This is a genomic window from Planomonospora sp. ID67723, from assembly GCF_015711605.1.
Classification (GTDB): Bacteria; Actinomycetota; Actinomycetes; order Streptosporangiales; family Streptosporangiaceae; genus Planomonospora_A.
In genome coordinates, this window is record NZ_JABTEZ010000002.1 from 2041778 (window position 1) to 2052455 (window position 10678).

Genomic DNA, 10678 nt, shown 5'->3' on the forward strand with positions numbered 1-10678 from the left:
CGCGCCCCACCGCGATCGATGATCCGTGGCATCCGGATGCCGGTCCGTTCCACCGGTGAGCCGGAGATCCGAGACGGCCTCCCGGGATCAGGGCCTCATCGCCGGAAGCAAGCGCCGCCGCCCGTCGTTCTATGGTGAGACGGGTCGTGTCTCCTCGGCCGGGGACACCCGAGCGGCTGTGGGCCGGGAGCGTTCTGCAGTCGTGGCAGGCCCAGCGGCGTCAGGGGGCAGGATGGGCGAGCAGCCGTGGAACGAGCAACCTCTGGATGAGCAGCCTCTGAACGAGCAGCCTTTCATGGTCGAGGCGCTCGCCGACGCCGCCCGGCAGAACGTCAGCGCGACCTTCGGAGAGAGCGATCCCGACGTGGTCGAGACGATCGTGACCGACCTGCACGAGCGCGAGCACCTCGACGACGCCGTCATCTCCGACCTGCCCCCGGACGAGCTCGACCAGCTGGACGAGCGTTACGGCTGGCATCAGGAGAACTGACACCTCGAGGCGGCGCTCGCGCCAGCCGCCGAGAGCCACCGAGAGCCGCCGCGCCGGGTAAGGAGACGCCCTAGGGGTAGACGCACCTGGTCGTATCCGTGTCGCACGCCGGGTGGAGCATAGGTGACCATCGACTCGTTGTGGACCTGGGCCGTCGTCGTGGGGATCGTGCTGATCCTGCTGGTCCTCGATTTCGTGATCGCCTCCCGCCGCCCGCACGCCGTGGGCCTGCGCGAGGCCGCCCTCTGGTCGGTGTTCTACCTCGCGGTCGCGGTCGTCTTCGGGCTCGCCCTGTGGCCGCTGGCGGGCCCGGACATCGCGACCGAGTACTTCGCCGGGTGGCTGGTCGAGAAGAGCCTGTCGGTGGACAACCTCTTCGTCTTCGTGATCATCATGAGCCGGTTCGCGGTACCCGACGAGTACCAGCAGAAGGTGCTGCTGTTCGGCGTCGCGGCGGCCCTCCTGCTGCGCGCGGTCCTCATCACCGTCGGAGCCACGGCCATCACGGTGTTCTCGCCGACGTTCCTCGTCTTCGGCCTGCTCCTGATCTGGACCGCGGTGCAACTGGCCCGCCACCGCAACGACGACCCCGACATCGGCGGCAATCCGCTGCTCAGATGGGTCGGCCGGATCTTCCCGGCCAGCGACGACTTCCACGGCGGGCGGCTGGTGGCCGTACAGGACGGCAGGAGAGTGATCACGCCCCTGTTCCTCGTCTTCGTCGCCATCGGCAGCACCGACCTGCTCTTCGCCCTCGACTCGATTCCGGCGATCTTCGGGATCACGCGGCATCCGCTGCTCGTCTTCTCCGCCAACGCCTTCGCCCTGCTCGGCCTGAGGGCGCTGTACTTCCTCATCGAGGGACTGCTGGAGCGGCTGGTCTACCTGTCGGTGGGACTGTCGGCGATCCTCGGCTTCATCGGCGTCAAGCTCATTCTGGTCTTCCTGCACGAGGACGTGTCCTCCTCGATCCCGGAGATCCCCACCGTCGTGTCGCTCGGCGTGATCCTCACCGTGCTGCTCGTCACCGTCGTCGCGAGCCTCCGGCGGGTCCGGAGGCACCCGGAGGAGAGGGCGCACGCGGGCTCGCTGCACCCGCTCCGCCGGGCGAGGGAGGACCAGGCCGCTCCGGGGAGGCGGCGGGGCGGGCACGGGGACCGGGACTGACCGCCGGCCCCTGATCTCCGGCCGCTCGGGAGCACCGGTCCGGAGGGCGGCTCAGACCGTGCCCAGCACGCGGATCGGGGCGCCGTCCAGGAACGCGTCGATGTCCTCGACGGCCTCGCGGAAGTATGTGTGGTAGTTCCCCCTCGTGACATAGCCGATGTGCGGGGTGGCCAGCACGTTCGGCAGGGTCCGCAGGGGGTGGTCGGCGGGCAGCGGCTCGGTCTCGAAGACGTCGAGCCCGGCCCCCGCGATGCGCCGTTCCCGGAGCGCGTCGACCAGCGCGGTCTGGTCGACGATCGCCGCCCGGGAGGTGTTGACCAGGTAGGCGGAGGGTTTCATCAGCGCCAGCTCGGCCGGGCCGACCAGCCCGCGGGTGCGCTCGCTCAGCACGACGTGGACGGAGAGGAAGTCGCTCGCCGCGCACAGCTCTCCCAGCGATCCCGCGCGCCGTACGCCGAGACCCTCAGCGCGCTCGGCGGTGAGGTTCTGGCTCCAGGCCAGCACGTCCATGCCGAAGGCCTGCCCGATCCGGGCCATCTGCTCGCCGATCTTGCCCAGGCCGAGCAGGCCCAGCACGCTGCCGTGCAGGTCCGTGCCGACGGTGCTCTGCCAGGGCCCGCCGGCGCGCAACGCGGTGTTCTCCGGCACCAGGTGCCGGGCCAGGCCGAGGATGAGCGCCCAGGCCAGCTCGGCGGGCGGGACCGACGAGCTGGCGGTGCCGCAGACGGTGACCCCGTGCTCGGCGGCGGCCGTCAGGTCGACGGAGGCGTTGCGCATGCCGGAGGTGACGAGCAGCCTCAGTTTCGGCAGCCGCTCGAAGAGCGCACGGGGGAACGGCGTGCGCTCGCGCATGACGACCACGATCTCGTAGTCGCCGATGGCCTCGACCAGGGCGTCCTGGTCGTCGAAGTGCTCGCAGAAACTCATCATCCCGACCCGTGACCAGTCGGCCATGGTGAGGGCGACGTTCTGGTAGTCGTCAAGTACGGCGCAGCGCAACACAGGTCACGACCTTACCGCCGTGAGCGCCGGAAGGACGTCAGGGGATCGCGATCGCCGGGTGCCTCGGGTCGTCCACCCGCACGACGAGGTCGGCGGTCGACTCCGGGTCGGCCTCCTGCTCGTAGCGCTCGTAGGCGGGCAGGGTCCACCGCGTCTCCGGAGCGGTACGGCGGGCCAGCGCGGCGGGGGAGAGCCGCAGGTGCACGGTCAGGTCGAACGGCAGCCAGCGGCCGAGCAGCAGCGCCCCGTCCAGCAGCAGCACCCCGCCCGGCGGCATGGTGACGTACGGCGCGCGGGTGGCCCGGTCGGTGGTGGTGTCCCAGAGGGAGGGCAGGATCTTCCCCGAACCGCCCGGATCCAGCGGTGCCAGGACTTCGCGGGTCAGGCCGCCGGTGTCCAGCCAGTCGTCGTAGAAGGCGTCCGGGTCGGTCCTGCCGTACTCGAACCGCAGGGAGGCGGGGCGCAGGAAGTCCCAGGCGGACACGCGCAGGACCGCGCGCCCGCGCAGCCGGAGCGGCTCGGTGAGCGCGTCCGCGAGATCCTGCGGCCGGGCGGCGGGCGCTCCGTCGAAGGCGACCCGCGTCCAGGAGTCGCGGGGCATCCCGGCGATCCGGTCGGCGATCTCCTCGGTCAGCGACGGCAGGGATATGGGTCGTATGCGCACTCTGCCATCCTGCCGAACGGCCCGTCGGACGAGAGACGGCGCGTACGGCGGGCGCTCAGCCGCCGATCTCGGTGCGGTCGCCGGACCAGAGCGTGTGGAAGACCCCCTCTCGGTCGGTGCGCCGGTAGGTGTGGGCGCCGAAGAAGTCACGCTGGCCCTGGATGAGGGCGGCCGGGAGGCGCTCGGCGCGCAGCGCGTCGTAGTAGGCCAGCGCGGTGGAGAACCCCGGCGCCGGGACGCCCAGCTCGGCGGCCCGGGCGACCACCCGCCGCCACGGCCCCTGGGCCAGTGCCAGGGCGTCGGTGAAGTACGGCGCCAGCAACAGGGACGCCGGCGCCTGCGTCGCCGTGTACGCCTCGCGGATGCGGTCGAGGAAGACGGCCCGGATGATGCAGCCGCCCCGCCAGATCGTCGCCAGTGCACCGGGGTCCACGTCCCAGCCGTACTCGGCGCTCCCGGCGCGGATCTGGTCGAACCCCTGCGCGTAGGCGACGATCTTGGAGGCGTACAGCGCCTGCCGTACGTCCTCCGCGAACCCCTCGCCCGCCTCGCCCGCCGGGGCGGCGGGGCCGGGAAGCCCGCGGGCCGCGCGGCGCAGCTCCGCGTGGCCGGAGACCGCGCGGGAGAACACCGCCTCGGCGATGCCGCTCACCGGGACCCCCAGGTCCAGCGCGATCTGGACGGTCCATCGGCCGGTGCCCTTCTGCTCCGCCCGGTCGGCCACGACGTCCACGAACGGCCGACCGGTCGCCGCGTCGACCTGCCGGAGCACCTCTGCGGTGATCTCGATCAGGTAGGACGACAACTCGCCCCGGTTCCACTCGGCGAAGATCTCGGCCAGCTCGGCGGGGGACAGGCCGAGTCCCTGGCGGAGCAGGTCGTAGGCCTCGGCGATGAGCTGCATGTCGGCGTACTCGATGCCGTTGTGCACCATCTTCACGAAGTGCCCGGCGCCGTCGGGGCCGATGTGCGTGCAGCACGGCACCCCGTCGACCTTCGCGGCGATGTCCTCCAGCAGCGGTCCGAGCGCCGCGTAGGACTCGGCGGACCCGCCCGGCATGATGCTCGGCCCGAGCAGCGCCCCCTCCTCACCGCCGGAGATCCCCGCCCCGACGAAGTGGATCCCGCGCTCGCGCAGGGCCGCCTCGCGGCGGCGGGTGTCGAGGAAGTGCGCGTTCCCGCCGTCCACGAGCATGTCGCCCGGCTCCAGCAGGGATGCGAACTCCTCGATCACCGCGTCGGTCGGCGCGCCCGCCTTGACCATGACCAGGATGCGCCGGGGACGCTCCAGCGCGGCGACGAGCTCCTCCGGGGTCTCACAGGCGACGAACCCGCCCTCGTGCCCGTGCTCCTCGATCAGGGCCTTCGTCCGGTGCTGCGACCTGTTGTGCACGGCCACCACGTGCCCGTGCCGGGCCAGGTTCCTGGCGAGGTTGGCCCCCATCACGGCAAGGCCGGTCACACCGATTCGCGCCTGGGTCATCATGGATCACTCCTTTCACATCCACGATGCCAGGGCATACCCTCTTTCGCCCTAGTAAGGGCGGAAAACGGTGCCGACCGCCTCCTCCGTCTGGACGATCCTGCCGATGCAGCGGTAGGTGCGTGCACCGTCGTCGAACTGCTCCTTCGACGGCGGCAGCACCTCCGACAGCCACTTGGAGGCCGGGACCGCGCGGGCGTCGCCGTACCGGGAGGCGAGCATGACCTGGTTCGAGCACAGCTTCTTGATGGCCGGGTGCTTCTTCAACTTCAGCTGGTTGTAGGTCAGGGCGTCCTGCGGCAGCTTGGCGATCGCATAGGTCTCCCAGGAGTGGCCCTCCTCGCAGCCCAGGCGCGTGATGGTCACATCGCCCATGATGTTGAGGATCCCGCTCCAGCACTCGGCCTTGGCCACGCACGCGGCACCCGCGCCGGCGACCCCGGCCGCGGGGCAGGAGGAGGTGGTCGTCTCGACGTCGTCGGCCTCCGCGCGGTCGCCCCCGTCGTCCCCTCCGCCGAGGTCGAGCGTCCGGGGACTGCCCCCGGCACCGGTGTCGAGGTTCTCCAGGTACATCACTCCGGCGCCGACCAGCAGCAGGATCGCGAACGCCGCCGCCACCGCGACGAACACCTTGCTGCTCACCCCGCCGGACGGCGCGGACGCGGCGGGCGTCTGGGTGCTCGCCATGCCCTGCAGGCCCGGCGAGGTCAGGTGCGCGCGCGCCGGCTCCCTGCCCACGGGGGACGACTGACCGGGCGGCATGCCGTACGGCGAGGGCCCCGTGGCGTACGGCGCCGCCACCGGGCCGGAGGTGTACGGCGCCGCCACCGGGCCGGAGGTGAAGACCGGCGGCGGGGTGGGGGTGAGGTGCGGCGGCCGGGCACCGGACGGGGCTGCGGGAGGGGGCATGGGGACCGGCCGGGGGGCCGGGGCGTGGCGTGCCAGGCCCAGGTCGGTGAGGGCGTCGCGCAGCGCCGCCACCGAGGGCGTGCGCCGGGCCGGGTCGGTGGTCATGGCCCGGCGGAGCACCTCGGTCAGCTCCGGCGGCACGCCCGGGATGTCCGGGATCGGCTGGCGGTGCAGAGCCATGATGACCGCGATGTTGGCCACGCCGCTCTCCGGGAAGCGGGGCGGCCGGCCCGACATCAGCGCGTACAGCGTGGCGGCCAGCGAGTAGACGTCCCCGGAGGCGCTGGGCTCCACCAGTTCGAACGCCTCCGGCGGCGCGTAGGCGGGGGTGAGCGACTCGCGGGTGACCGACACCTCGCCGCCCGCCGACGGCATGGTGGCCAGGCCGAAGTCCGACAGCACCACGTTGCCGTAGCGGTTGATCAGGATGTTGGCGGGCTTGATGTCGCGGTGCAGCACCCCGGCGGCGTGGGCGGCCGCGAGAGCGTCGGCGATCCGGATGCCGATGTCGGTGACCTCGGCGGGGGTGAGACGCCCCTCGGTGCGCATGCGGTCCAGCAGGGACCCGCCCGGACAGAGTTCCAGCACCATGTACGGCCGGCCGTCGGGGAGCACCCCGGCGTCGTAGACGTGGGCGACGTGCGGATGACCGGAGAGGGCCCCGGCTGAGGTCACCTCGCGCATGAAACGGCGCCGGTCGCGCTCGGAGACGAGCACCCGGTTGTCGACCTTGAGCGCCACCTCCCGGTCCACGGCCAGTTGACGGGCCCGGTAGACGATTCCGAAACCGCCCTGCCCGAGGATGCCGGACACCTCGTAGCCCGGTACCACCACGGCACTTGTTCCGGTCACCTGCCACCTCCTGGAGAGAGCGGCAAGATTACCGGAATTCGGCTTTCAGCCCGGCGTGGCCCAATTCTTTACAAGAGAAGAGCGGGGGACGGGCCGGTCCGGTACGGCGGAGCGCACAGGCTGACGCCGCGCGGTGGCGGAGAGGCCGTCCAGCAGGACGTCCCACCGGGCACCGACCGCGTCGAGGTCGTAGCCGGCGGCCGTACGCAGGGCGTTCGCGCCGAGCCGGCGGCGCAGCTCCCGATCTTCGATCACCCGGCAGACGGCCTCGGCCAGCGCCGCCGGCTTCTTGGAGCGCACGAGCAGGCCGTCGTGCTCGTGGGTGATGATCTCTCCGGGGCCGTGCGGGCAGTCGAAGCTCACCACCGGCACGCCCTTGCTCATCGCCTCCAGGATCGTCATGCCGAATCCCTCGTAGCGCGAACTGACGACGTAGATCGACGATTTGGCGAGCTCGACGCCGACCTCCGCGGACCTGCCCATCAGGAAGACCTTGTCCGTCAGCCCCGCGTCCTCGATTCTCGCGCGGAGTCTGGCCTCCGCCTCCCGCGTTCCGGCGCCGTAGATGCGCAGCACCCAGTCCGGGTGCGCGGCCGCCACGTCCTTCCAGGCGGTGACGAGGCGGTCGAAGCCCTTGACGTGCACCAGCCGGCCGATCGCCACCGCGACCTTCTCCTCCAGGCCGGAGACGCCGCCGGGCAGGTCGGGAACGGCGTTGGGAATGCGGATCAGCCGCCTCGGCGGACCGGCCTTCAGCGCCTTGGCGTACCGTTCCATGTCGGCCCGGGTGAGGGTGACGAAGGCGTCGAATCTGCCGTACCGCCTCCTGATCAGCCGGCGCACCTCGGGGGCGTGTGCGTCGTACGTGACGTGCTCCTGGCCGACCGTGATCACTTCCGGTGGTGCGAACAGGGCGCTGACCAGATTGAACGCGGGACGGGTGGAGATCACGACGCCGGTGCGCATGGCGCGCAGGCGGCGGACCAGGCACACGTCGGTCCAGAGTGTGAGGGCGTGGTGGACCTTCTCCTGCTCGGGGACCAGGAGGCTGGGGAAACGCGACAGGAACCGGGCGGCCGGCCCACGTGGCGCCGTCCTGTCGTCCAGGAACGACACCCGTACTCCGGGCGGGATCGGGAAGAACGGTTTCTCGGCCGTCCGGACCATGCTGATGATCTCCACGTCGCGTTCCCGCGCCAGGTAGCCGGCGAGGTTGAGCACCGTGCGGATGGTGCCGCCCATGCCGTACGCGTGCTGGAGAAGGATGCGTACCGTCCCCGCGTCGGGCACGGACGACCGGCGCGCCCGCCGTGCGTTGAGCGCCTCCAGCAGCCACAGCGCCACCCGGACGGCCGCCATTCGGATGTCCCTCGCCGATCCCATTCGGAGCCCCCTGCGCAACCGGTTCCCTGTCCGAGACAGGACCCCCTCCTGGAGCTCCCACTTACCCCCGAAAAAAGCGGATAGTCCTGTGCTGCGAGGAGACGGCGGATCGTCGCCGGGACCGCCGCCAGAGGACCGCACGGTCGGACCGTGATCGGCTTCCCCATCTATCCTGTATCCCCTGCGAGAGGGGGATACGTGAGCGGACGGGACCCGGATCGGCGTCGGGCGCTCCTGGACGCCGCCGACCGAGTGATCCGGCGGGAGGGCCCGGAGGCCTCGATGGCGTCGATCGCGGCCGAGGCCGGGATCACCAAGCCCATCCTCTATCGGCACTTCGGCGACAAGAGCGGCCTCTACCAGGCCCTGGCCAACCGGCACGTCCACACCGTGATCGGTCTGCTGCGGCAGCAGTTCGACCGGGCCGGCGCGGACCTGCGCGGCCGTGCCCGTTCGACGATCACCGCCTACCTCGACATGATCGAGGCCAATCTGAGCCTCTACCGGTTCCTGTTCCACCGGGCGGGGGCGGAAGACAGCCAGACGCACTCGCAGATGACCGCGCTCGTCCGCGGCCTGGGCGAGGAACTCGGCGAGGTGATCTCCGCCATGCCGGGAGGCCCCGACCCGGTCCGCGCCCAGGTGCTGGGGCACGCCTTCGTCGGCATGGTCCAGGCCACCGGCGACTGGTGGCTGGAGCACCCCGAGGTCGATCGCGCCGAGGTCGTCGAGGGCCTCGTCGGCGTGATCGTGGCGGCGATGTCCACTGCCGTCCCTGGCTGACGGTGATGTGCACTGCCGTCCTTGGCTGACGGTGATGTGCACTGCCGTCCCTGGCTGGCGGCGCATCGGAGCACCGGCACGGGGTCACTCCCCGAAGCGGGAGAGCTTTCCCCGCATACGGGCATAGCGCAGTGCCCACCCGAACAGGCCCAGCGTCGCGACCAGATAGACGGCGTCCAGCGCCGCGGCCCAGGCCAGGCTCTCCCACGGCACGGCGCCGCCGTTCAGCACGGTCCGCATGCCGGTGAAGACGTGAGTGGCGGGCAGGAAAGAGGCGACGGCCTGGAGCGGGGCGGGCAGGACCTCGACCGGGTAGAAGATCCCGGCCAGCGGTTGCACGACGAAGACCAGCGACCAGGCGATCACCTGGGCGTTCTCGCCGAAGCGGAGCACCGCCGAGATTCCCACCAGGCCGAGGGACCAGCCCATCACCAGCAGCAGCGCCATGAACGGGACCAGACCGGCGCCGAAGCTGGTGACACCGAACCCGTAGAAGGCGAGTGAGAGCCCCGCCATGACCGTTATGGCGAAGAGCACCTTGCCGAAGGAGAACACGATCAGGCCGATCACGTACTCGACGGTGGAGAGCGGACTCACCTGGACGTTGAGCAGATTCCTGCTCCAGATGTCCTCCAGGAACGCGATCGAGATCTCGTTGCTGGCCTTCTGCAGCACCTGCCAGAGCAGTACGGCGCCGAGCAGGAAGGCCGCCACGAACGGAACCCGCTGAGATTGCAGGAAGAACGTCACGAAACCCCAGACGAGCAGCTCGATCGTGGGCCAGAAGACGATCTCGAACATCCGGATCGGGCTGCGGCGCAGCGCGGCGAAATCCCGGAGGACCACCCCGCCGATCCGCGTCCTGCGGGCGGCGGGGCTGAGCGGGGGATGCACCATGGTCATGATCGGGCCACCTTCAGGAAGACCTCCTCCAGGCTGTCCGCGCCGTAGACGCCGGCGAGCTCGGCGGCGCTGCCGCTCGCGACGACGCGTCCGGCGGACATGAAGTGGATCCGGTCGCACATCCGCTCCACCTCCTGCATGTTGTGCGAAGTGATCAGCATCGCTCTGTCGTTCTCTCTGGCGAGGCGGACCAGGAGGCTCCGGATCCGGTCGCCCGCGTCCGGGTCGAGATTGGCCGTCGGTTCGTCGAGGATGAGCAGGCTCGGCTCGTTGACGAGGGCCTTGGCCAGTTGGACGCGGGTGCGCTGGCCGGAGGAGAGCTCCATCACCCGGCGCTTGCGCAGGGGACCGAGCTCCAGGAGGTCGATGAGCTCCTCCACGCGGGCCTTGGGGTTCCGCACGCCGTACAGGCGGGCGAAGACATCCAGGACCTCGCGGACGTGCAGGACGCCGGGCAGATCCACATAGCTCGCGGCGAAGTTGATCCGGCTGAGGACCTCGATGCGGTGACGGCCCAGCTCCAGACCGAACATGCGGATGCTTCCGGAGTCGGGGGTGATGAGTCCCAGGAGCATGTGCAGGGTGGTGGACTTGCCCGCCCCGTTGGGTCCGAGCAGTCCGATGATCTCGCCGACGCCGACGTCGAGACTGATCCCGTCGACGGCGGTCACGGGTCCGAACCTCTTCGTCAGCGCGACGGCCTCAAGAATCGACACCAACCAAGCGTGCGCTCCGCTACCCTGTCCAGGCAAAGGGTTTTCGCCGGGCATGGAGTCGATTTGACGCTCCCGGCGAAGGTTCGTAACCTTCACAGGCCCGAGCGGGACGGCGGGGACGCCGGAGGCTCGGGAACCTCCTTTCGATCATCGGCTCGCGCCTCCGATTCGACATGAAACGGATGCGGGAGTAAGTTTGAGGGGTTGCCCCGGAAACAGGGCGGTCGGAATTCCCGACAGATCGGTTCGAACGGGTCAAATTGACACGGAAAAGCCGGTCTGAAAGAATAAAGACACAACGAAGCGAACGAAACGCCCCGCAGGTC

The 10678-nt window shown here is 70.5% G+C and carries 10 protein-coding genes; 3 read left to right on the forward strand and 7 right to left on the reverse strand.

Annotated features, from left to right (window positions below):
- Window positions 1–232: 232 nt before the first annotated feature.
- On the forward strand, window positions 233–490 hold the full coding sequence (locus HS041_RS21610) for a hypothetical protein (protein WP_196442449.1): 258 nt from the start codon (window positions 233–235) through the stop codon (window positions 488–490).
- 123 nt (window positions 491–613) lie between these two features.
- Window positions 614–1657: a TerC family protein gene (locus HS041_RS21615; RefSeq protein ID WP_196442450.1), complete on the forward strand. Its 1044-nt coding sequence runs from the start codon at window positions 614–616 to the stop codon at window positions 1655–1657.
- A gap of 51 nt (window positions 1658–1708) precedes the next feature.
- Here the strand turns inward: HS041_RS21615 and HS041_RS21620 are convergent, their stop codons facing one another.
- The 5 genes from HS041_RS21620 to HS041_RS21640 are packed head-to-tail and all read right to left on the reverse strand — an operon-like array spanning window position 1709 to window position 7926.
- Window positions 1709–2659, reverse strand: coding sequence for a D-2-hydroxyacid dehydrogenase family protein (locus tag HS041_RS21620; protein WP_307845399.1), 951 nt, complete (start codon window positions 2657–2659; stop codon window positions 1709–1711).
- A gap of 37 nt (window positions 2660–2696) precedes the next feature.
- Window positions 2697–3323 carry a nucleoside/nucleotide kinase family protein gene (locus HS041_RS21625; protein WP_196442451.1) on the reverse strand — a complete coding sequence of 209 codons (627 nt, stop codon included), beginning with the start codon at window positions 3321–3323 and terminating at the stop codon, window positions 2697–2699.
- A gap of 55 nt (window positions 3324–3378) precedes the next feature.
- On the reverse strand, window positions 3379–4806 hold the full coding sequence (gene gnd, locus HS041_RS21630) for an NADP-dependent phosphogluconate dehydrogenase (RefSeq protein WP_196442640.1): 1428 nt from the start codon (window positions 4804–4806) through the stop codon (window positions 3379–3381).
- A gap of 51 nt (window positions 4807–4857) precedes the next feature.
- Window positions 4858–6567 (reverse strand): serine/threonine-protein kinase, encoded by a 1710-nt coding sequence (locus tag HS041_RS21635; protein WP_196442452.1) that lies wholly within the window; start codon window positions 6565–6567, stop codon window positions 4858–4860.
- A 45-nt stretch (window positions 6568–6612) separates the two neighbouring features.
- Complete coding sequence (locus HS041_RS21640) at window positions 6613–7926, reverse strand: glycosyltransferase family 4 protein (RefSeq protein ID WP_230879169.1); 1314 nt, start codon at window positions 7924–7926, stop codon at window positions 6613–6615.
- 222 nt (window positions 7927–8148) lie between these two features.
- Here HS041_RS21640 and HS041_RS21645 point away from each other — a divergent pair, with 222 nt between their 5' ends.
- Window positions 8149–8733: a TetR/AcrR family transcriptional regulator gene (locus tag HS041_RS21645; protein ID WP_196442453.1), complete on the forward strand. Its 585-nt coding sequence runs from the start codon at window positions 8149–8151 to the stop codon at window positions 8731–8733.
- Window positions 8734–8817: 84 nt separating this feature from the next.
- Here the strand turns inward: HS041_RS21645 and HS041_RS21650 are convergent, their stop codons facing one another.
- Both HS041_RS21650 and HS041_RS21655 read right to left on the reverse strand, forming a co-directional pair.
- The gene (locus HS041_RS21650; protein ID WP_196442454.1) at window positions 8818–9636 is read right to left on the reverse strand and encodes an ABC transporter permease; all 819 of its coding nucleotides are present in this window, start codon (window positions 9634–9636) and stop codon (window positions 8818–8820) included.
- On the reverse strand, window positions 9633–10352 hold the full coding sequence (locus tag HS041_RS21655; protein ID WP_196442455.1) for an ABC transporter ATP-binding protein: 720 nt from the start codon (window positions 10350–10352) through the stop codon (window positions 9633–9635). The genes HS041_RS21650 and HS041_RS21655 overlap by 4 nt, the downstream gene beginning before the upstream one ends.
- Window positions 10353–10678: the final 326 nt, after the last annotated feature.